Below are 20436 nucleotides of genomic sequence, written 5' to 3'. Positions count from 1 at the left end.
TCGAGTTCAGGGCGGGGTAAACCGGAGCTGTCGGTTCGCTGTCGGCCAGTAACCTGGGGCGATGCTCAAGGAAGTGATCGCGACCCGCTTCATCACACCCCTGCGTGAGGGCGGCTCGCTGCCGGGACTCGTCGAGGCCGACGACTTCGGGACGTATGTGATGAAGTTCACCGGCGCCGGCCAAGGCCGCAAGACGCTCGTCGCGGAGGTGATCTGCGGGGAACTCGCCCGCCGGCTGGGCTTCCGGATGCCCCGCCTGGTCACGATCGGCCTCGATCCGGTGCTGGGTCTCGGTGAGCCCGAGCAGCAGGTACAGGACCTGCTGCGGGCGAGCGGCGGCACCAACCTCGGCATGGACTTCCTCTCCGGAGCCCTCGGCTTCGACCCGCTCGCCTTCGAGGTGAGCCCCGAGGAGGCCGGACGCGTCCTGTGGTTCGACGCCCTGATCAACAACGTCGACCGGTCCTGGCGCAACCCCAACCTGCTGGTCCGGCAGGGCGAGCTGTGGCTCATCGACCACGGCGCCACCATGATCTGGCACCACAACTGGCCCGGCGCCGACGCCTCCGCCGCCCGCCCCTACGACGCCTCCGATCATGCCCTCGCCCGCTTCCGCCCCGACCTCGTGGGCGCCGCCGCCGAACTCGGCCCCCGGGTCACCGAGGACCTCCTGGCCGAGGTCACCGCGCAGATCCCGGACGTCTGGCTGGCCGACGAACCCGGCTTCGGCACCCCGGACGGGCTCCGGCACGCCTACGCGCGCGTGCTGCTCGCCCGCGCCGCCGACGTCCACACGCGCGTGAGGGGAATGGAGGAGGGCAAGTGAGCGACCGCCACATCCACATGGCCGGCTCCGTGGTCGAGCGGCACATCATCCGCGGCAGCGAGGCCAACGACCGGGACGTCTTCGAGTACGCCCTGCTGCGGGTCGTGCCCCGCGTCGAACGCGGCGAGTGCATCAACGCCGGCGTGCTGCTCTACTGCCGCGCCCAGCGGTACGTCGGCGCCCGCACCCACCTCGACGAGGCGCGGCTGCTGGCCCTCGACCCGGGGGCCGACGTGGCCGGGATCCGGGCGGCGCTCGGGGCCGTCGAGCGCGTCTGCGGCGGGGGAGAGGGGGCGGGGCAGGCCGCGGGTGAGGACGCCGGACGGCGTTTCCGCTGGCTCGTCGCGCCGCGCTCGACGGTCGTCCAGCCCGGACCGGTGCACACTGGGCTCACCACCGATCCGGCGGCCGAGACCGAGCGGTTGCTCGACCTGCTGGTGAGGTAATGGATCACACCGCAGCCGCGTGACGTTGACACCGGGTGCCATGGCTTCTAGCGTCACGTGCGACGAAGGTACTAAGCGGTCGCTCACCGGGCCGCGGGTTCTCTCAAGGGCGAGGAGAAGCAGCAATGTCCACCACTGAGCAGCGGGTCGCCGTGGTCACCGGCGGAGCGCGTGGCATCGGCGCCGCCACCGCAGTACGACTGGCCGCCGAGGGTCGCGCGGTCGCCGTGATCGACCTCGACGAGGCCGCCTGCAAGGACACCGTGGAGAAGATCACCGCGGCCGGCGGCAGGGCCCTCGCGGTCGGCGCCGACGTCTCCGACGAGGCGCAGGTCGAAGCCGCGATCGCGCGCGTGGTCGAGGAGCTGGGCGCGCCGACGATCCTGGTCAACAACGCGGGCGTGCTGCGCGACAACCTGCTGTTCAAGATGAGCGTCTCCGACTGGGACACCGTCATGAACGTCCACCTGCGCGGCGCCTTCCTGATGTCGAAGGCCGTCCAGAAGCACATGGTCGACGCGGGCTTCGGCCGGATCGTCAACCTGTCCTCCTCCTCGGCGCTCGGCAACCGCGGCCAGGTCAACTACTCGGCCGCCAAGGCGGGTCTGCAGGGCTTCACCAAGACTCTCGCCAAGGAGCTCGGCAAGTTCGGCATCACCGCCAACGCCGTCGCTCCCGGCTTCATCGCCACCGAGATGACCAAGGCCACCGCCGAGCGCGTCGGCATGGGCTTCGAGGACTTCAAGGCCGCGGCCGCCACCCAGATCCCGGTCGCCCGCGTGGGCGAGCCGGACGACATCGCCAACGCCATCGCCTTCTTCACCGGCGAGGCGGCCGGGTTCGTCTCCGGCCAGGTGCTGTACGTCGCCGGCGGCCCCCTCGACTAGGTTCGACCAGGAGTAACGGACATGACTGAACTCTCCGGCAAGGTCGCCGTCGTCACCGGCGCCAGCCGCGGTATCGGCTACGGCGTCGCCGAGGCGCTCGTCGCCCGCGGCGACCGCGTGGCCATCACCGGCCGCAACGAGGACGCCCTGAAGGAGGCCGTCGAGAAGCTCGGGTCCGACCGGGTCATCGGCGTCGCCGGCAAGGCGCACGACCTGGACCACCAGACCGAGGTCGTCGAGCGCACGATGGAGGCCTTCGGCCGCGTCGACTTCCTGGTCAACAACGCCGGCACCAACCCGGTGTTCGGCCCGATCGCCGACCTCGACCTGGACGTGGCCCGCAAGGTCTTCGAGACCAACGTGATCTCCGCGCTCGGTTTCGCGCAGAAGACCTGGCACGCCTGGCAGAAGGAGAACGGCGGCGCCATCGTCAACATCGCCTCCGTCGCGGGCCTCGCGCCCTCGCCCTTCATCGCCGCCTACGGCGTCAGCAAGGCCGCGCTGATCAACCTCACCCAGCAGCTCGCGCACGAGTTCGCGCCGAAGGTGCGGGTCAACGCGATCGCCCCGGCCGTGGTGAAGACCCAGTTCGCCAAGGCCCTGTACGAGGGCCGGGAGGCGGAGGCGGCCGCCGCCTACCCGCTGGCCCGGCTCGGCGTGCCGTCCGACATCGGCGGCGCCGCCGCGTTCCTCACCTCCGAGCAGTCGGACTGGGTCACCGGCCAGACGCTCGTGGTCGACGGCGGCATCTTCCTGAACGCCGGTGTCTCCTGACAAAGGCGTTGCGATTGTAACGATCGGGCACCCGAGGGCGCCGTTTCCTTGACGGAAACGGCGCCCTCGTCGTGGTACGGGAAGGCCACGGGGAAATGACAACGTCGTCATAAAGATGCTGATCAACGGCCCTGTACGAAGCGGGTTGAACCGAAGTCGCACTGCGGTATGGTCTGCCGACCCTTGGTACGGCAGATCGAGGAGCGAGCGCGTGTTCAACCGGAACCGAGGCCTGCGGCAAACGGCGGCCATCGCATCCATATCGACCCTGGTGGCCGGGTGCGGCGTCCTCTCGTCGGACTCCTCCGACGGCACGGGACCGATCACCGTCGGGACGACGAGCGCCCCCAGCACCCTGGACCCGGCGGCGTCCTGGGACCAGTCCTGGGAACTGTTCCGCAACATCTACCAGACGCTGCTCAGCTACCCCGTCGGCGCGACCACCCCGCAGCCGGACGCCGCCGACGGCTGCCGCTTCACCGACAGTTCGAACACGACGTACAGATGCGAGCTGCGCCGGGGCCTTAAGTTCTCCGACGGACACGCCCTCGACGCCGCCGCCGTCAAGTACTCCATCGACCGCATCCGGAAGATCAACCTCAACGGCGGTCCCGCCGGGCTCCTCGGCAGCCTCGACCGGGTGCAGGCACTGGGCGACACGGAGGTCGTCTTCCACCTCAACCAGCCCGACGCCACCTTCCCCTTCGTGCTCGCCACACCCGCGATGTCCATCGTGGACCCCCAGAAGTACCCGGCCGCCGCCCTGCGCAAGGACGACAAGGTCGACGGCTCGGGGCCGTACACGCTGCAGTCGTACGAGGACGGCAAGAAGGCCGAACTCGTCCGGAACGGCAACTACAAGGGCTACGCCGACCGCAAGAACGGCGCGGTGACCATCCGCTACTACCGCGAGTCCGCCCCGATGGTCGCCGACCTGCGCAAGGGCACCCTCGATGTCGCCTTCCGCGGACTGGACGCCGACGACGTCGTCGACCTGCAGAAGCACGACGCGAACGGCAAGCTGCAGATCAACGAGGGCGCCGGCATCGAGATCAACTACCTGGTGTTCAACCCCAAGGACCGCTGGGCCGGCAACACCGCGGTCCGCAAGGCCGTCGCCCAGCTCGTCGACCGGGGCGCGATCGCGCACAAGGTCTACAAGGACACCGTCGAGCCGCTGTACTCCATGGTCCCGAAGGGGCTGACCGGCCACACCACCGACTTCTTCGACGACTTCGGCAACCCCAGCGTCACCAAGGCCCGCCAGATCCTCACCGACGCCGGCATCAAGCAGCGCGTTCCGCTCACCCTCTGGTACACCACCGACCGCTACGGCTCCTCCACGGGGCTGGAGTTCGCCGAGCTCAAGCGCCAGCTGGAGTCCTCGGGCCTGTTCACGGTCACCCTCAAGAGCCGGCCCTGGAAGACGTATGTGACCGGCTACCAGAAGGGCGAGTACCCGGTGTTCGGGCGCGGCTGGTTCCCCGACTTCCCCGACCCGGACAACTTCATCGCCCCGTTCGTCGGCGATCAGAACGCGCTCGGCACGCCCTACCCGGCGCCCGAGATCACCGGGCGGCTGCTGCCCGAGTCGCGCCGGCAGAGCGACCGCGCCGCCGTGGTGCAGGAGTTCGAGAGGGCTCAGCAGGTCCTCGTCCGCGACGCCCGGCTGCTGCCGCTGTGGCAGGGCAAGCAGTACGTCGCCGCCAGCGACGACATCTCCGGCGCGGAGCAGGCGCTGGACCCGTCGACGATCATGATGATGTGGCAGCTGTACCGCAAGACCAGCTGGTAGACGGGGTCCTTCGGCCATCGGCGGGCCGTTGTCAGTGGTCGCCTGTAGGTTCTGAGTCCTGGAAGTGACCGCACGCCGTTTTCCGCACATCGTAAGGACGTTGACGTGACCGACATCGCCATGCTGCCCGAGTCCTGGCGCGGGGTTCTGGGCGACGAACTGCAGCAGCCCTACTTCAAGGAGCTGACGGAGTTCGTCGAGGAGGAGCGGGCGCGCGGTCCCGTCTACCCGCCGCGCGAGGAGGTCTTCGCCGCGCTGGACGCCACGCCCTACGACAAGGTGAAGGTCCTCGTCCTCGGCCAGGACCCGTACCACGGCGAGGGCCAGGGCCACGGGCTGTGCTTCTCGGTCCGCCCGGGCGTCCGGATCCCGCCGTCGCTGCGCAACATCTACAAGGAGATGCACGAGGAGCTGGGCAGCCCCGTCCCGGACAACGGCTATCTGATGCCGTGGGCCGAACAGGGCGTCCTGCTGCTGAACGCGGTGCTCACGGTCCGCTCCGGCGAGGCCAACTCGCACAAGGGCAAGGGCTGGGAGAAGTTCACCGACGCGGTGATCCGCGCGGTGGCCGAGCGGCCCGACCCGGCGGTCTTCGTCCTGTGGGGCAACTACGCGCAGAAGAAGCTGCCGCTGATCGACGAGAGGCGGCACGTGGTGGTCAAGGGCGCGCACCCCTCCCCGCTGTCCGCGAAGAAGTTCTTCGGCTCGCGCCCGTTCACGCAGATCAACGAGGCGGTCGCGGCGCAGGGCCATGAGCCGATCGACTGGACCATCCCGAGCCTGGGCTGAGCACCGCCGGGCCGGTTCCGCGCCGAGCCGGCCCGGTGCCGCCTGCCCGTGATCGCCCGTGCCCGGGGTTAGCGTCGACCGGGACAGCCGACGAGTGGGCGGAGGGCGCGGTGGCCAAGGGACCGGAGCAGACGGCGTCGGACGCCGTGATGTCACGGATCGGGCAGGTCGTGATCCTGCAGCACGCGGGCGACCGCGAGGAGGCCCGGGACCGCTTCCTCGCCCTGTGGGCGGAGATCGGCGAGGACGGCGACCCGCTGCACCGCTGCACCCTGGCCCACTACCTGGCCGACGCCCAGGACGACCCGGCCGACGAACTGGCCTGGGACCTGCGGGCGTTGACGGCGGCGGAGGAGCTGACCGACGGGCGGCCCACCGAACACGAGAGCGCGCTCGCGGTACGCGCCCTCTACCCCTCGCTGCACCTCAACCTGGCGGCCGACTACGTCAAGCTCGGCCGGGGCGGCGCCGCCCGCACTCACCTCCACCGGGCCCGCACGGCCGCCGCGACCCTCGCCCACGACAGTTACGGCGACGGGGTACGGGCGGCCATCACCCGGCTGGAGCTGCGCCTCGGCGAGGACCGCCCCGGCGAGACGGGCTGGTGGGGGCCGCCCCGGCAGCGGCCCTGAGCGCACCGTGCCGGGGTCACCGCCCGTACGCCTGCCGGCAGATCACCGACTCCGGGCTGTCCGCCCGCCAGCCCCCGTACCTCTTGCCCAGGGCGCACACGTCGGCCTGGCTCTTGGGGACGGCCTTGGTCACGTCGGGGATCCCGCTGCCGGGCTGCTGCCCGTGCCTCAGCCCGGGATGCGCCGGCCGCGGGTGCGAGCGGGGTGCCGCCGGCCGGTCGACCGGTGCGGGCTCGCGCGCCGGATTCCGGTGCCGCTGAGGTGTCCTCGGCTCCGCGCTCCGGGACGGGCCGATCATCTCCAGGGCCTCCCGGGCCGGCGCCCGCACGATCTGCGGCTCCCCCTCACCGTCCGGGCGTGGGGCCGGCCGCTGGGACGGGGCCGCCGCCGGCGGGGCGGGCAGGGGTGGGCGCTGGACGGTCACACAGCCAGACAGGGCCAGGACGGCCACGGTGACCAGGAGCGTTGCGGTGGTCGTCGTTCGATGCACCCGCGCAACAATGGCGTCCGGAACGGCCCGGCGGACAGCGGATGAGCGCAGGATGCCCCGCACGGGTGATCTCCCGCCCCTTATGGCGGGCGCGGGGGCGTCCCGGCTGACGTCAGTCGCCGGTGGCGCCGTCGACGCGCTCGCGGATCAGGTCGGCGTGGCCGTTGTGCCGGGCGTACTCCTCGATCATGTGGGTGTAGATCCAGCGCAGGTTGAACTGCTCCCCGGTGCGCCTGCTGCGGCCCTTGGACAGGTCGTCCAGGCCGAAGCCCGCCGCGTTGCCGCGGGCGGCCTCGATCTCGGCCTGCCAGGTGGCGTGCGCCTCCGCCCAGGTGTCCGCCTCGGTCAGATGGAACTCGCCGTCCGGGTCCTCGTCGCTGTAGTAGATCGGCCCGGCGTCCTCGCCCACGAGGACCGAGCGGAACCAGCCGCGCTCCACCTCCGCCATGTGCCGCACCAGCCCCATCAGGGACAGCTCGGACGGCTCCACCGCGGCCGTCCTGAGCTGGGCGTCGGTCAGTCCCTCGCACTTCCAGGCCAGGGTCTGCCGGTGGTAGTCCAGCCAGCCCTCCAGCATGCTGCGCTCGTCGGCGGTGGTCGCGGGTTCACGGCGTTCGGTCGTCATGGCCGCATCCTTTCCCAACGCCCATGGACCCACCACCGAATTCCTCGACGGCTCCCGGCGCGGTCGGCCGGCATGGTCGAGGCCGATTCCACCGGGCCTGGAGCGGCGCCGTGGCCGCCGTATGCTTCCGGCAGGACCACGGCTAAGGAGAACACCCCGTGAAGGTGGGCTGCATCGGACTCGGTGACATCGCGCAGAAGGCCTATCTCCCGGTCCTCGCCTCGCTGGCCGGAGTCGAGCTGCATCTGCAGACCCGGACGCCCGCGACGCTCGACCGGGTCGGCGACGGCCTGCACCTTCCGCGGGACCACCGGCACGCGACCCTGGACGCGCTGCTCGCCCAGGACCTCGACGCCGCCTTCGTGCACGCGCCGACCGTGGCACACCCGGAGATCGTCACCCGGCTGCTGGAGGCGGGCGTGCCGACGTACGTCGACAAGCCGCTCGCCCACCAACTAGCCGACTCCGAGCGGCTGGTGGCGCTCGCCGAGCAGCGCGCCGTCAGCCTGGCCGTCGGGTTCAACCGGCGGTTCGCGCCCGGGTACGTCCAGTGCGCCGACCATCCGCGCGAGCTGATCCTGATGCAGAAGAACCGCATCGGGCTGCCGGAGGAGCCGCGCTCGATGATCCTCGACGACTTCATCCACGTCGTCGACACCCTGCGCTTCCTGGTGCCCGGTCCGGTCGACGACGTGACCGTGCGGGCCCGTGTCGAGTACGGCCTGCTCCATCACGTCGTCCTGCAGCTGTCCGGCGAGGGCTTCACCGCGCTCGGTGTGATGAACCGGCTCAGCGGTTCCGCGGAGGAGATCCTGGAGGTGTCCGGGCAGGACACCAAGCGTCAGGTGCTCAACCTCGCCGAGGTCGTCGATCACAAGGGCCAGCCCACCGTGCGCCGGCGCGGCGACTGGGTGCCGGTGGCCCGGCAGCGCGGCATCGAACAGGCCGCGCTGGCCTTCCTGGACGCGGTGCGCGCGGGCAAGGTGCTCAGCGCCCGGGACGCGCTGGCGACTCATGAACTGTGCGAGCGGGTGGTACGCGCGGTTCTGGAGCGGGCCGCCTGAGCCGTACGGCCCTCAGGCCCTCGGCCGCGCACCACAGCGCGAGGACGAGGAGGGAGCCGTGCACCGGCCAGTCGCCGTAGCGGACGTACGGGGTGACACCGTGTGCCAGCGGGATGTCGTACACCACGGCCTCGCTGTCGCTGGTCCCCGCCCACGAGCCGATCCGCTCCCCGCTCGGCCCGTACACCGCCGAGACGCCCGTCAGGGTCGCGTGCACCATCGGGCGGCCGGTCTCCGCGGCCCGCAGGGCGGCCAGCGAGGCGTGCTGCTCGGGGGCCCAACTGTGCTGGAAGGACGACGTCGAGGACTGCGCCACCAGGACGTCGGCGCCGTCCTCGGCGAGATGGCGGCTCATGTCGGGAAACGCCGACTCGAAGCAGACCATCGGGCCGACGCGAAGACCGTGACCGACGTTCATCACGACCTGTTCCGTGCCCCGCCTGCGGTCCTCGCCCGCCGCCTTGCCCACGGAGGTCGCCCAGCCGAGGAACCTGCGGGCCGGTATGTACTCGCCGAACGGCACGAGCCGCATCTTGTCGTAGCGGTCACCGGTCAGGCCGTCCGGGCCGACGAGCAGCGAACTCTTGTAGATGCCGGGCTTGTCGGAGCGGCGCGCGTCGACGTTGACGAGGATGTCCGCCCCGGTCGCGCGGGACAGCGCCGCGATCCGCCGCGCCAGGTCGGGCCGGTCGCCCAGGTCGTAGCCGACGCTGCTCTCGCCCCAGACGATCAGGTCGAGGTGCCGTCCGACGAGTTGCCGGGTCAGCTGCTCCTCGCGGGCGAAGCGCTGGTCGGCGCCCTCGATGACACCGGGCTGCACGACGGCCATCCGCACCCGGCGGTCGGCGTCGGGGCGCGGTGACCACACCCAGGCCGCGGAGGTCGCGGCGGCCGTCGCGACGATCCCGGCGACCGCCGGCACCCGGGACTCGCGCACCGACACCAGCACGGCGAGGGAGACGTTGACGGCCACCACGAGGAAGCTCAGCAGCCACACCCCGCCGACGGAGGCCAGCCGCAACACGGGCTCCACCTGCCACTGGCTGGAGCCGAGCATGCCCCACGGCCCGCCGAGCCCCTGCCAGGACCGCACCAACTCCACCATCAGCCAGCCCGACGGCAGCACGACCAGGGCGGCCAGGCCCCGCCCCGGCCCGGGCACCCCGCTCAGAAATCGCCGCACCAGCCAGCCCCACGGCGCCCACAGCGCGCCCAGGAGGGCGCCGATGACGAAGATGAACACGTTCAGGCTGGGCAACAGCCAGTGGTGCACAGCCACCATGTAGCCGAACCCGCCGGCCCAGCCGTCGTACGCGGCCCGCTTTCCCGTCGGCGCGGAGCGGATCAGCAGGATCCAGGGGACGAGAGCGACGTACGCGAACCACCACAAAGAGGGCGCGGGGAACGCGAACACGGGCAGGGCGCCGGCCAGCGCGGCGAGGGAGGAGCGCCGCCAGGGGGAGGCGAGCCATTCACCGAAGTTCCTCATGGAAGGCCTCCCTACCCACTGGTGGCTCCAGTGTGCGTCCTTTCGGTGATCCGGAACAGACGATCTGGATCGCGGGCGTGATCAGCCGGTGGTCCGCTCGGGCATGCGCCGCCACTTCTCCTGTACGACGACCTCGCGCAGCCGCCAGCCGTCGGACGTGCGCAGCAGACCGAACGCGTAGCGCCCGCCGCACACGAAGTCGGGAGCGGCCCCGTCGGCGTCGAACCGCATGGGGTTGACGTAGTCGGCCCGCACCCGCGCGGTGTCACCGGCGTCCTGGTCCAACGTCCCGAAGCGCACACGACGGTTGACGATGAGATGCTGGCGCATGGGGAACAGCCGCATGCTCTCGGCGAGCCACGCGGCGACCTTCTCCGCCTCGCCCTCGACACCGCCGGCCGAGCGGTAGTCGGCGCGTCCGTCGGGTGTGAACAGCGCCCGATACGCCCCCCAGTCGCCGTCGTCCACGGCCGCCGCGTAGTCGGTGACCACCTCGTCGACGGCCAGTCGGTCCATCACGGTCGCGAGCTCCACGCGCTGCGTCATCGGTTCAGTGTTGGGCATCGAGGAGGCCGGGCCAAGGGGCGCGAGGTGACAATCGGGCGTCGAACTCCCGCCGTTCCGCGCCTGGTTGGCCGGTCAGGGGGTCGGCGGCGGGCGTCGGGGACCGGGCTCCGCGGGGAAATACGGATGCGGGTGTCACACGGCCGTCCCTAGGCTGGCCCGACGGTGGAGACGAGGCGGCGTTCTTCCGGCCGCCGGCGGAGGGGAGACGTGCGGGGTATGACGAGTCGACTGTTCGCGATCTGCTTCAACGCCGCCCGGCCGTCGGACCTGGCGCGGTTCTGGTCCGGCGTCCTGGACTGGGAGTTGGCCGACGGTCCGGACGGCGGCGCCGAGGTACTGCCCCGTGACGGCGCCGGGTTCCGCATCCGCTTCCTGCCGAGCCGGGATCCCAAGTCCGGCCGGAACCGGGCGCACTTCGACCTGACGAGCGTCTCCCCGGAGGGGCAGCGGCAGACGGTGGCCAGAGCGCTGGAACTCGGCGCTTACCACATCGACGTGGGCCAGGGCCCGGAGGACGAGCATGTGGTGCTCGCCGATCCCCAGGGCAACGAGTTCTGTGTGATCGAGGCGGGCAACACGTTCCTCGCCGACACCGGCGTCATCGGAGCGCTGGCCTGCGACGGTACGCAGGAGGTCGGCTACTTCTGGAGCGAGGCACTGCGGTGGCCGCTGGTATGGGACCAGGATCAGGAGACGGCGGTCCAGTCGCCGAACGGCGGTACGAAGATCACCTGGGGTGGTCCTCCGGTGGCGCCGAAGACGGGCGCGAACCGGCTGTATCTCGAACTGGCCCTCCCCGCGGACGCCGACTGGGAGACGGAGCGCGACCGCCTGGTCTCGCTCGGCGCGAAGCACACCGACACCGGCGTGGGCGACGACGGCCGGATGCTGATGCTCGACCCCGACGGCAACGAGTTCTCCGTGCGAAGGTCTCGCTAGAAGGAATGCTCGGCCCTGACCGTGCCGGGGCGACCGGCGCTTCTCGGCGCCCCTCGGGTGCCCCTGGCACCTCTGGGGCGCCCATGGCGCTTCGAGACACGAACCGCCCGGCCGTGGCGCGGAACCGGGCCCCCCGTACGGCACCGTTCGACGACGGCTGGACGCTAGGCTGATCGATAATCGATCAACATCGCCCGAGGAGCTGTCATGGCACGTCCCGTCACGGTGGTCACCGGAGGCAGTAGGGGAATCGGCGCCGCGACCTGCTTGCGGCTCGCGGCGGACGGCCACGACGTGGTGATCGGGTACGTCCGCGATGCCGACGCGGCCGGGGAGGTGGCCGCGGGCGTGCGCGAGGCCGGCGGACGTGCCGTCGCGGTGCGGGTCGACGTGTCCGTCGAGGCGGACGTCGAGCGCCTCTTCGATACGGCGGAAGACGAACTCGGGCCGGTGACCGGGCTGGTGAACAACGCCGGTGTGACCGGGCTGCTGGGCCGTCTCGCCGACACGGACACGGCGACGCTGCGACAGGTCGTCGACGTCAACCTCCTCGGCACACTGCTGTGTTCACGCAGGGCCGCACAGCTGATGACGGCCCGGGGGAGCGGCGTCATCGTGAACGTGTCCTCGGGCGCCGCCACGCTCGGCAGCCCCGGCGAGTACGTGCACTACGCGGCGGCCAAGGCCGGCGTGGACGCGCTGACCCTGGGGCTGGCGAAGGAACTCGGGCCGGACGGCATCCGCGTCAACGCCGTCGCCCCCGGCGCCATCGACACCGAGATGCACGCGGCGATGGGCGATCCCGACCGGGCGCGGCGCATGGCGGCGGCGATTCCGCTGCGGCGGCCGGGACGGGCCGAGGAGATCGCCGCGGCCATCGCGTGGTTGCTGTCACCGGAGGCGTCGTACACGACGGGCGCCGTGTTGCGTGTGGCGGGCGGGCGTTGACGAGACCGGCCGGGTACGCGGCAAGAGCGGCGTGCCGCACCTCGCACCCGGCTCTCGCGCCGCAGGCCTACGCGGCCTCGATGACGTCGGCCCGGATGGCCTCCGCCCACTCGACCACCAGCAGCTCGTACTCCGTGCGCTCCTGAGCCGACAGGGAACCGCCCGCACGCAGCCAGAGCGCCCGGATCTGCTCGTTCACCTCGGCGGCAGACCGCACGGAACCAGGGGCCATGGATTTGCGGGACATGCCGACAAGCCTAGGGGCAAGCACTGACAGTGCGCTACCGGACGGCTACACATCCCGTATGTGATGGGTCACGGTTCCATGATCGCGACGCTTTTACTGACTGGGCGGTCAGTCAGCCGACTCCGCGGCGTGCGGGCTGAGCACACCCATGGTCACCAGGGCGATGATGACTATCCCGAGGGCGACCCGGTACCAGACGAACGGCATGAAGCTCTTGGTCGAGATGAACTTCATGAACCAGGCGATCACGGCGTATCCGGAGGCGAACGCGATCACCGTCGCGAACAGTGTCGGCCCCCACGACACATGGTCGCTCTCCATCGCGTCCTTGACCTCGAACAGCCCGGAGGCCAGTACCGCGGGGATCGCGAGGAGGAAGGAGTAGCGCGCCGCGGCCTCGCGCCTGTACCCCATGAACAGGCCGCCGCTGATCGTCGCTCCGGAGCGGGAGACGCCGGGGACCAGGGCCATGGACTGGCAGATGCCGTAGATCAGCCCGTCCTTCACGCCCAGGTTCTCCAGCGTCTTGCGCTGCTTGGGTGCCCGGTGCCTGCCCCCGGTCTCGTCGCGCGCCGCCAGCCGGTCCGCGACGCCTATGACCACGCCGATGGCGATCAGCATGGTCGCGGTGATCCGCAGGTCCCGGAACGGCCCCTCGATCTGGTCCTTGAACAACAGGCCGAGCACGCCGATCGGGATCGAGCCGACGATCACCAGCCAGCCCATCTGCGCGTCGTGGTCCCCCCGCCACTTCTTGCTGACCAGTGAGCGCGCCCACGCGGAGACGATCCGGCCGATGTCCCGGCGGAAGTAGATCAGCACGGCCGCCTCGGTGCCGATCTGGGTGATCGCCGTGAAGGCCGCACCGGGGTCCTTCCAGCCGGAGAAGGCCGCGGTCAGCCGCAGATGCGCGCTGGAGGAGACGGGAAGGAACTCGGTCAGCCCCTGGACGAGCCCGAGGATGAGGGATTCAAACCAAGACATGAAGGTACGGCGTCCAAGTGCTCGTCGTGGCAGGCGCGACGGAACGTCACGCCGCAGGGCGTGCTGATCACGGGTGTGCGGGGAAGCCTATCGGGGCGGCCCGCCGCGCTGGGCGACGGGTGCCCCGCCCCCGGCCGCGGGTGGTTGACCCGGCGAGGGGGCGGAGCTTACGTTTCCGGAGAGGAGAAAGCGCTTGCTGCGACGTCTCCCGGTAAGGCCGCCGTTCCCGGAGGAGTGCTGATCGCGTCCATGCCCACGCCCGACACCCATCCCCGCTCGGTGCCCTTCGCCGGTCGCCGCATCCGGGCCGCCCTCGTCGGCATCGGCGCCATCGGACGGGGCTCCCATCTGCCCGCCCTGGCCAGGCTCGCCGAGGAGGGCGAGACGGAGCTGGTGGCGGCGGTTGACATCGATGCCACGGCCGTCGAGGAGTTCAGCCGGGCGAACGGGATCCCGCACGCCTACACCGACCTGGAGCGGATGCTGCGCGAGCAGCGCCCCGACCTGGTGAGCATCTGCACCCCGCCGACCCTGCACCGCGACCAGAGCATCGCCGCGCTGCGCGCCGGGGCGTGGGTGTGGTGCGAGAAGCCGCCGGTGCCGACGCTCGCCGACTACGACGCCGTGGAGGCCGCGGAGGGCGGGGACGGCGGCCCGTACGCCTCGATCGTCTTCCAGCACCGCTTCGGTTCCGGCACCCGCCACGTACGGCGGCTGCTCGCCGAGGGAGCGGTGGGCCGGCCGCTGGTCGCGCACTGTCAGACGACCTGGTACCGGGACGCCGCCTATTACGCCGTGCCCTGGCGCGGCCGCTGGGCCACCGAGGGCGGCGGCCCGGCGATGGGCCACGGCATCCACCAGATGGACCTCCTGCTGGACCTCCTCGGGCCGTGGAGCGAGGTGCGCGCGATGGCCGGGCGCCTGGTGCACGACGTGGAGACCGAGGACGTCTCCACGGCCCTGGTCCGCTTCGAGAGCGGCGCCATGGCGACCGTCGTCAACAGCGTGCTGAGCCCCGACGAGGTCAGCCGGATCCGCGTCGACTGCGAGCGCGCCACCGTCGAGCTGACCCACCTCTACGGGCACTCCAACGCGGACTGGCGCATCACCCCGGCCCCGGACGTGCCCGGCGAGGAGGCCGCCGCCTGGCAGGACTTCGGCGCGGACGTGCCCAGCTCGCACCTGGAGCAGCTGCGGGAGCTCGTCGCGAGCATGCGGGCCGGCGAGCGGCCGCGCAGCAGTGGCACCGACGGGCGTACGAGCCTGGAGCTGATCGCCGCGCTGTACAAGTCGGCGTTCACCGACACGACCGTGAGGGCCGGCGAGATCGGCCCCGGTGACCCGTTCCACACGGCGATGCACGGCGGCGTGCCCGGCTGGGCTCCCGTCGTCGCCGTCTCCCAGGAGGTGTCCGCATGAGCGCCCTGCGCCTCGTCCACGCCCACGGCGACCGCATCACGGTCAGCGAACCGGCAACCGGTGTCGAGCTGTTGAGCTACGTCTACGCCCCGGAGGCCGCGTGGGAGGCCCCGAAGCCGTACCTCCACCCGATCCGCACCCTCGCCGGTGACGTCGTCACCGACTACCGGCCCAACGACCACCGCTGGCACAAGGGCTTGCAGCTGACCGCCTCGCACCTCTCGGGCGCCAATCTGTGGGGCGGCAACTCCTACGTCCATGGCGAGGGCTATCTCGAACTCCCCGAACGCGTCGGCTCGATGGCACACGTGGCCTTCGACGAGGTGGCCGTCCACGACGACCGGGTGGTCATCGCCGAACGGCTCACCTGGCACCCGTACAGCGGCGAGCTGTGGGCCGACGAGGAGCGCCGTGTCGAGATCCACGACGTCGACCGGGAATCCGGTTCCTGGGCGCTGACCTGGTCCAGCGCCATCACCAACCGCCGTGAGGAGCCGCTGCGGTTCGGCAGCCCGACCACCGCGGGACGCGAACTCGCGGGCTACACCGGCCTGTTCTGGCGCGGCCCGCGCGCCTTCCGGGACGGGCGGATCATCGGCCCGGACAGTGAGGGCCCCGGTCTGATGGGCGAGCAGGCGCCCTGGCTCGCGTACTCCGGAGAGCACGACGGCACCGACGGCCACGCGACCCTGGTCTTCGCGCACGCCCCCGAGAACGACCACCTCGGCAGCGCGGGCGCCCACCCCGCCCACTGGTTCGTCCGCAACGACCCGTTCGCCGCCGTGGCCCCTTCCTGGGCCTTCTACGACGAACTCGAACTCGCCCCCGGCGACACGCTCTCCCGCCGCTACCGCGTCGTCGTGGCGGACGGGGTCTGGGAGCGGGAGGAGATCGCCAAGTACCTGGAGGCGCACCCGTGGTGACCGCCGGCGGATTCACCGGACTGCCCGGAGGGGTGGCGGTGTCCCACCTGTCCGTCTACGACTGGCCCGCCGACGACGGGGTGTGCGGCGGAACCCCCCATATGCATCTGACCTGTTCGGAGGCGTACGTCGTCACCGGCGGCCGGGGCTCGGTGCAGACGCTCACGACGTCCGGGTACGAGGTCACGCCCCTCGAGCCCGGCACGGTCGCCTGGTTCACGCCGGGCGCCATCCACCGCCTGGTCAACGAGGACGAACTGCGCATCACGGTCCTGATGCAGAACAGCGGCCTGCCGGAGGCGGGGGACGCGGTCCTCACCCTGCCCCCGAAGTACCTGGCCGACCCGGAGACGTACGCCGCGGTGACGCGCATCCCGGCTCACGCTGCGGAGGAGGAACGCGAGCGGATCGCCCGGACCCGCCGCGACCTGGCCCTGGAGGGCTACCGCAGGCTGCGCGAGGCGACCGGCCCGGAGTCCCTGGCCGCCTTCCACCGCGCCGCCGCGGCCCTGGTCCGCCCCCGGCTGTCCGAGTGGCGAGAGCGCTGGCAGGCCGGCGCACAAGCGGCAGCGGCGGCCACGGGCGAGCAACTGACCCGACTGGAGAAGGGCGACGTCACCCACCTCACCGAGGCCGTCGTCCGGGCCGAACTCCCCTCGGAGTACGGCAAATTCGGGATGTGCGGTCGACTGAACGTCTACCCGGGGCCGTGACCGGGCGCCCCGATCATCCGGCGGGTAGCCTGGAGGCGTCGGCTGGGTCCAGCCTCGGGAGGCCCGATGAAGTACGTCGTGTTCTACGAGTCGGCCGACGACCTGGCCGCGAAGGCTCCCGCCCACTTCGCCGCGCACGCGGCCCGCTACCAGGAGTTCGTCGAGCGCGGTGAGCTGCTGATGATCGGCCCGTTCGCCAATCCCCAGGAAGAGGGCTCGATGGCCGTCTTCACCACGCGCGCGGCGGCCGAGGACTTCGTCGCCGGCGATCCCTTCGTCCTGCACGGCGTGGTCAGGTCCTGGCACATCCGGGAGTGGAACGAGGCCCTCGTCCCGTCCTGACCCCTGCCGGGGCTCCCGGTCCTAGGCCGCCGTCGGGCCCGAGACCGTCCAGCCCTCGGCCTGGGGGTGGGCCGTCAGGTCCTCGTGGTGGACCGGGGCGCCACAGGACTGGCAGGTGACGACGGGGATCAGTTCGTTGCCGCAGGTGTGCTCGACCACCATCGGGAGGTCGGTGCCGTTGCGGAGGTGGCGGTCGCCCCACTCCTTCAAGGTCATCAGAACCGGCTCCAGCTCCAGGCCCGCCTGCGTCGGCCGGTACTCGAAGCGCTGCGGGCGTTCGCTGTAGGCGCGCTTGGTCAGGACCCCGGCGTCGACCAGGCGGCGCAGGCGGGTGGCGAGGACGTCGCGCGGGGCGCCGATGTTGCGTACCAGCTGGTCGAAACGGCCGTTGCCCAGGCACACCTCCCGCAGGACGAGCAGGGAGTACTTCTCGCCGACGATCGCGAGCGCGTCGGCGATCGAGCAGGGGCGCGGGTCCTTGGGTGCGGCCATGCAGCCCAGTCTAGGGGAGGGTTTGATTTTCCAACTCACGGAGCTATGGTGAGTTTGGATTTCCTACTCACTGGTAGGGCTCGCTGGTGGGACTCATTGGTAGGCCTCACTGGCAGGCCCGCCTGCCGACCCTGCCGTGGAGGCCGCATCATGCGTGACGCAGTCATCGTCGAAGCCGTACGCACCCCGATCGGCAAGGGCAAGCCGGGCGGCGCCCTCGCGCACGTGCACCCCGTCGAACTCCTCGCCCACACCCTGCGCACGCTCGTCGACCGCGCCGGCGTCGACCCGGCGCTGATCGACGACGTCATCGGCGGCACCGTCGACCAGGTCGGCGAACAGGCCATGAACACCACCCGCTACGCCGTCCTGTCGGCGGGCTTCCCGGACACGGTCCCGGCGACCACCGTGGACCGCCAGTGCGGCTCCTCCCAGCAGGCCGTCCACTTCGCCGCCCAGGGCGTCATCTCCGGCGCCTACGACCTCGTCGTGGCCTGCGGGGTGGAGTCCATGAGCCGCGTGCCGATGTGGTCGAACGTGCCCTCGGGCAAGGACCCCTTCGGTCCCGGTGTCGCCGAGCGCTACCCGGAGGGCCTCGTCCCGCAGGGCATCAGCGCCGAACTGATCGCCGCCAAGTGGTCGATCGGCCGCGAGCAGATGGACACCTTCGCCGTCGCCTCCCACCGCAAGGCCGCCGACGCCTGGAACAACGGCCTCTTCGACGCCGAGGTCGCCCCCCTGGAGGGCGTCACCCGCGACGAGTGCGTGCGCCCCGGCAGCACGACCGAGGTCCTCGCCGGCCTGAATCCGGCCTACTGCGACCCCGGTTTCGCCGAGCGCTTCCCGCAGATCGAGTGGAACGTCACCGCGGGCAACGCCAGCCCCGTCAACGACGGCGCCTCCGCCGTCCTCGTCACGTCCGGCGAGACCGCGGCCCGCCTCGGCCTGCGCCCGCTCGCCCGTCTGCACAGCTTCGCCGTCACCGGCTCCGACCCCCTGCTGATGCTCACCGGTGTGATCCCGGCGACCGAGAAGGTCCTGCGCAGGGCGGACCTCACCCTCGACGACATCGACCTGTTCGAGGTCAACGAGGCGTTCTCCAGCGTCGTCCTGGCCTGGCAGCAGGAGACCGGGGCCGATCTCGCCAAGGTCAACGTGCACGGCGGCGCCATCGCCCTCGGCCACCCGCTGGGCGCGAGCGGCACCCGTCTGACGACCACGCTCGTGCACGCCATGCGCGCGCGTGGCGCCCGTTACGCCCTGCAGACCATGTGTGAGGCGGGCGGACTGGCCAACGCGATGATCCTGGAAGGCCTGTAGGAGTCAGGCCCCGCGCAGATGGTGCCGCTTGCGCCAGGCCACCACCGCCCCCGCCACCGTCGGCAGGGCGATGGCGGCCAGCGCGATCAGGAAGAGCGGCGAGGTCGGGGCCGAGGCACGGGCCCCGGCGACGACATAGGCGGCCGTGTTCGGGATCGAGCCCAGCGCGGTCGCCACCAGGAAGGGTGTCCAGCGCATACGGGAGACGGACGCGCAGTAGTTGACGCCCCAGAAGGGAAGCCCGGGGAACAGCCGCGCCGCGAGCATCGAGCGCATCCCGTGTCGGCTCAACTGGCCGTCCGCCGCCTTCAGCAACCGCCCGCGCAGCAGCGGCCGCAGGGCGTCCTGACCCAGCACCCGGCCCAGCCCGAAGGCGACCCCGGCACCCAGCACGGTACCCACCATCGACGTGGCCAGCCCGAGCGCGGAACCGAACAGCGCCCCGGCGGCCAGATTGAGCAGCGGGCGCGGTACGAACGCCACCGTGCACAGTCCGTACGCCACGGCGAACACGAGGGCTGCCGTCACGCCTCCCAACTGCGGTGGCCAGCCGTCCGCGAGCAGCCTCTGCGGCTCGAACAGCAGCACGCTCGCCCCGGCCGCGGTCAGCAGCGCGACCAGCAACGACAGCCGCGCCCAGGGCGACAGCAGCACTCTGCCGAGGCGTACGAGCGGCGGGACGGGTGCGGCGACGGCGGCCAGGGGCACCGGAACGGCGAGCTCCGCGCCGGCGGCGACCACGGGCGCGGGAACGCCGAGTTCCGTGGCGGCGGCCCGGGGAGAGGCCGTGGCGGTGCCCCCAGAGCGGGTGTGGGCATCGAGCATCCGGCGACACTAACCGACGGATGTGTGTGATCGCCGTATGGTTCGTCTTATGTGCGTCACAGACGCGGTCGCCACGGGTGTGCCGTTCAGCACACTCGCCGACACCGTGCTGGAGCGGCTCACCGCCACCTACGCGCCCGCCGCCGACCCGGAACGGGCGGCGCCCATGCGCGCGTACATGAAGGACGTGGCCCCCTTCCTGGGCCTCACCACGCCCGCGCGCCGCGCCCTGTCCCGCACCGTCGTCGCCGGTCTGCCCCGCCCCGACGAGAGCGACTGCACCGCGATCGCCCTGCGCTGCTGGCAGTTGCCCGAACGCGAGTACCACTACTTCGCCGTCGACTATCTGCGCCGCCACGCGCGCGTGTGCTCCTCGGGCTTCCTCCCGGTGGCCCGGCACCTGATCGCCACCACCTCCTGGTGGGACACCGTCGACCTGCTCGCCGCGCACGTCGTGGGCGCCCTGGTCGCTGCCGATCCCGCGCTCAAGGCGGACATGGACACGTGGATCGTCGACGACGACCTGTGGATCGCCCGCACCGCCCTGCTCCACCAGCTCCGCTACAAGGAACGCACCGACACCGAACGCCTCTTCACCTACTGCCTGCGCCAGTCCGGTCACCCCGACTTCTTCGTCCGCAAGGCGATCGGCTGGTGCCTGCGCGAGTACGCCAAGACCGACCCGGAGGCCGTACGGGCCTTCCTGGCACGCGAGCGCGGGCGGTTCGCGCCGCTGTCGGTACGGGAGGCGCTGAAGAACATCGGGGCCTGAACGCCCTTCGCGCGCGGGCGCCCTGAAAAACCATTCGACGCAGGACAGGGCGTCGGCGATGATCGATCCCATGTTCCGGCACGCCTTCCTCCTCGCAGCATCCGCAGTCGCGGATGCGCCGAAGGCTG

Annotated in this window: 24 protein-coding genes; 16 read left to right on the top strand and 8 right to left on the bottom strand. The window is 71.4% G+C overall.

Going from position 1 to position 20436, the window contains the following annotated elements; genetic code table 11:
• Nucleotides 1-61 precede the first annotated feature (61 nt).
• The 7 genes from ABZ453_RS05150 (at nucleotide 62) to ABZ453_RS05120 (ending at nucleotide 6149) form a co-directional block, all read left to right on the top strand.
• Complete coding sequence (locus ABZ453_RS05150; protein WP_359011685.1) at nucleotides 62-826, top strand: HipA family kinase; 765 nt, start codon at nucleotides 62-64, stop codon at nucleotides 824-826.
• Nucleotides 823-1272 (top strand): DUF3037 domain-containing protein, encoded by a 450-nt coding sequence (locus tag ABZ453_RS05145; protein WP_359011683.1) that lies wholly within the window; start codon nucleotides 823-825, stop codon nucleotides 1270-1272. The genes ABZ453_RS05150 and ABZ453_RS05145 overlap by 4 nt, the downstream gene beginning before the upstream one ends.
• Before the next feature lie 125 nt (nucleotides 1273-1397).
• A complete protein-coding gene (gene fabG / locus ABZ453_RS05140; RefSeq protein WP_208784614.1) occupies nucleotides 1398-2159 on the top strand; it encodes a 3-oxoacyl-ACP reductase FabG in 762 nt (253 codons plus the stop codon).
• Between the two features lie 21 nt (nucleotides 2160-2180).
• Nucleotides 2181-2933 (top strand): SDR family oxidoreductase, encoded by a 753-nt coding sequence (locus ABZ453_RS05135; RefSeq protein ID WP_208784612.1) that lies wholly within the window; start codon nucleotides 2181-2183, stop codon nucleotides 2931-2933.
• A gap of 211 nt (nucleotides 2934-3144) precedes the next feature.
• On the top strand, nucleotides 3145-4728 hold the full coding sequence (locus ABZ453_RS05130; RefSeq protein ID WP_359011680.1) for an ABC transporter substrate-binding protein: 1584 nt from the start codon (nucleotides 3145-3147) through the stop codon (nucleotides 4726-4728).
• A 105-nt stretch (nucleotides 4729-4833) separates the two neighbouring features.
• Complete coding sequence (gene ung / locus ABZ453_RS05125; protein WP_359011679.1) at nucleotides 4834-5517, top strand: uracil-DNA glycosylase; 684 nt, start codon at nucleotides 4834-4836, stop codon at nucleotides 5515-5517.
• 110 nt (nucleotides 5518-5627) lie between these two features.
• A complete protein-coding gene (locus ABZ453_RS05120) occupies nucleotides 5628-6149 on the top strand; it encodes a hypothetical protein (protein WP_359011677.1) in 522 nt (173 codons plus the stop codon).
• Between the two features lie 16 nt (nucleotides 6150-6165).
• Here the strand turns inward: ABZ453_RS05120 and ABZ453_RS05115 are convergent, their stop codons facing one another.
• Together ABZ453_RS05115 and ABZ453_RS05110 are read right to left on the bottom strand one after the other, a co-directional pair.
• Nucleotides 6166-6639: a hypothetical protein gene (locus tag ABZ453_RS05115; RefSeq protein WP_359011675.1), complete on the bottom strand. Its 474-nt coding sequence runs from the start codon at nucleotides 6637-6639 to the stop codon at nucleotides 6166-6168.
• A gap of 112 nt (nucleotides 6640-6751) precedes the next feature.
• Complete coding sequence (locus ABZ453_RS05110) at nucleotides 6752-7264, bottom strand: DinB family protein (protein WP_356768017.1); 513 nt, start codon at nucleotides 7262-7264, stop codon at nucleotides 6752-6754.
• A gap of 158 nt (nucleotides 7265-7422) precedes the next feature.
• On the opposite strand from ABZ453_RS05110, the gene ABZ453_RS05105 reads away from it, so the two are divergent.
• On the top strand, nucleotides 7423-8328 hold the full coding sequence (locus ABZ453_RS05105; RefSeq protein WP_359011673.1) for a Gfo/Idh/MocA family oxidoreductase: 906 nt from the start codon (nucleotides 7423-7425) through the stop codon (nucleotides 8326-8328).
• Here ABZ453_RS05105 and lnt read toward each other — a convergent pair.
• Both lnt and ABZ453_RS05095 read right to left on the bottom strand, forming a co-directional pair.
• Nucleotides 8252-9817, bottom strand: coding sequence for an apolipoprotein N-acyltransferase (lnt, locus tag ABZ453_RS05100; RefSeq protein WP_359011671.1), 1566 nt, complete (start codon nucleotides 9815-9817; stop codon nucleotides 8252-8254). The two genes, ABZ453_RS05105 and lnt, sit on opposite strands and share 77 nt — an antisense overlap.
• 81 nt (nucleotides 9818-9898) lie before the next feature.
• Nucleotides 9899-10363 (bottom strand): nuclear transport factor 2 family protein, encoded by a 465-nt coding sequence (locus ABZ453_RS05095; RefSeq protein WP_359011669.1) that lies wholly within the window; start codon nucleotides 10361-10363, stop codon nucleotides 9899-9901.
• A gap of 237 nt (nucleotides 10364-10600) precedes the next feature.
• Here ABZ453_RS05095 and ABZ453_RS05090 point away from each other — a divergent pair, with 237 nt between their 5' ends.
• Both ABZ453_RS05090 and ABZ453_RS05085 read left to right on the top strand, forming a co-directional pair.
• Nucleotides 10601-11323 carry a VOC family protein gene (locus ABZ453_RS05090; protein ID WP_359011667.1) on the top strand — a complete coding sequence of 241 codons (723 nt, stop codon included), beginning with the start codon at nucleotides 10601-10603 and terminating at the stop codon, nucleotides 11321-11323.
• 207 nt (nucleotides 11324-11530) lie between these two features.
• Entirely contained in the window at nucleotides 11531-12271 is a 741-nt protein-coding gene (locus tag ABZ453_RS05085) for an SDR family oxidoreductase (protein ID WP_359011665.1), read from the top strand.
• A gap of 67 nt (nucleotides 12272-12338) precedes the next feature.
• On the opposite strand, the gene ABZ453_RS05080 is transcribed toward ABZ453_RS05085, so the two are convergent.
• Both ABZ453_RS05080 and ABZ453_RS05075 read right to left on the bottom strand, forming a co-directional pair.
• On the bottom strand, nucleotides 12339-12518 hold the full coding sequence (locus ABZ453_RS05080; protein WP_359011663.1) for a hypothetical protein: 180 nt from the start codon (nucleotides 12516-12518) through the stop codon (nucleotides 12339-12341).
• Nucleotides 12519-12626: 108 nt separating this feature from the next.
• Nucleotides 12627-13502, bottom strand: a complete 876-nt coding sequence (locus tag ABZ453_RS05075) for an undecaprenyl-diphosphate phosphatase (RefSeq protein ID WP_359011661.1) — start codon at nucleotides 13500-13502, stop codon at nucleotides 12627-12629.
• A 249-nt stretch (nucleotides 13503-13751) separates the two neighbouring features.
• Here ABZ453_RS05075 and ABZ453_RS05070 point away from each other — a divergent pair, with 249 nt between their 5' ends.
• From ABZ453_RS05070 to ABZ453_RS05055, 4 genes are all read left to right on the top strand, one after another.
• A complete protein-coding gene (locus tag ABZ453_RS05070; protein ID WP_359011659.1) occupies nucleotides 13752-14921 on the top strand; it encodes a Gfo/Idh/MocA family oxidoreductase in 1170 nt (389 codons plus the stop codon).
• Nucleotides 14918-15844, top strand: a complete 927-nt coding sequence (locus ABZ453_RS05065; protein WP_359011657.1) for a PmoA family protein — start codon at nucleotides 14918-14920, stop codon at nucleotides 15842-15844. Before ABZ453_RS05070 ends, ABZ453_RS05065 begins: the two co-directional genes overlap by 4 nt.
• Nucleotides 15838-16557, top strand: coding sequence for a cupin domain-containing protein (locus ABZ453_RS05060; RefSeq protein ID WP_359011655.1), 720 nt, complete (start codon nucleotides 15838-15840; stop codon nucleotides 16555-16557). The genes ABZ453_RS05065 and ABZ453_RS05060 overlap by 7 nt, the downstream gene beginning before the upstream one ends.
• A gap of 66 nt (nucleotides 16558-16623) precedes the next feature.
• Entirely contained in the window at nucleotides 16624-16899 is a 276-nt protein-coding gene (locus ABZ453_RS05055; RefSeq protein ID WP_359011653.1) for a YciI family protein, read from the top strand.
• Between the two features lie 21 nt (nucleotides 16900-16920).
• Here ABZ453_RS05055 and ABZ453_RS05050 read toward each other — a convergent pair whose 3' ends face one another.
• The gene (locus ABZ453_RS05050; protein WP_356767727.1) at nucleotides 16921-17391 is read right to left on the bottom strand and encodes a helix-turn-helix domain-containing protein; all 471 of its coding nucleotides are present in this window, start codon (nucleotides 17389-17391) and stop codon (nucleotides 16921-16923) included.
• Between the two features lie 150 nt (nucleotides 17392-17541).
• Between ABZ453_RS05050 and ABZ453_RS05045 the strand changes: the two genes are divergently transcribed.
• Nucleotides 17542-18711 (top strand): thiolase family protein, encoded by a 1170-nt coding sequence (locus ABZ453_RS05045; RefSeq protein WP_359011651.1) that lies wholly within the window; start codon nucleotides 17542-17544, stop codon nucleotides 18709-18711.
• 3 nt (nucleotides 18712-18714) lie between these two features.
• On the opposite strand, the gene ABZ453_RS05040 is transcribed toward ABZ453_RS05045, so the two are convergent.
• Nucleotides 18715-19536 (bottom strand): TVP38/TMEM64 family protein, encoded by an 822-nt coding sequence (locus tag ABZ453_RS05040; protein ID WP_359011649.1) that lies wholly within the window; start codon nucleotides 19534-19536, stop codon nucleotides 18715-18717.
• 49 nt (nucleotides 19537-19585) lie between these two features.
• Here ABZ453_RS05040 and ABZ453_RS05035 point away from each other — a divergent pair, with 49 nt between their 5' ends.
• Nucleotides 19586-20308, top strand: a complete 723-nt coding sequence (locus ABZ453_RS05035) for a DNA alkylation repair protein (RefSeq protein WP_359011647.1) — start codon at nucleotides 19586-19588, stop codon at nucleotides 20306-20308.
• Nucleotides 20309-20436: the final 128 nt, after the last annotated feature.

The sequence above is a fragment of the Streptomyces sp. NPDC005799 genome (assembly GCF_040630525.1).
GTDB lineage: Bacteria > Actinomycetota > Actinomycetes > Streptomycetales > Streptomycetaceae > Streptomyces > Streptomyces griseorubiginosus_B.
This window is presented reverse-complemented; position numbering and strand designations above follow the sequence as displayed.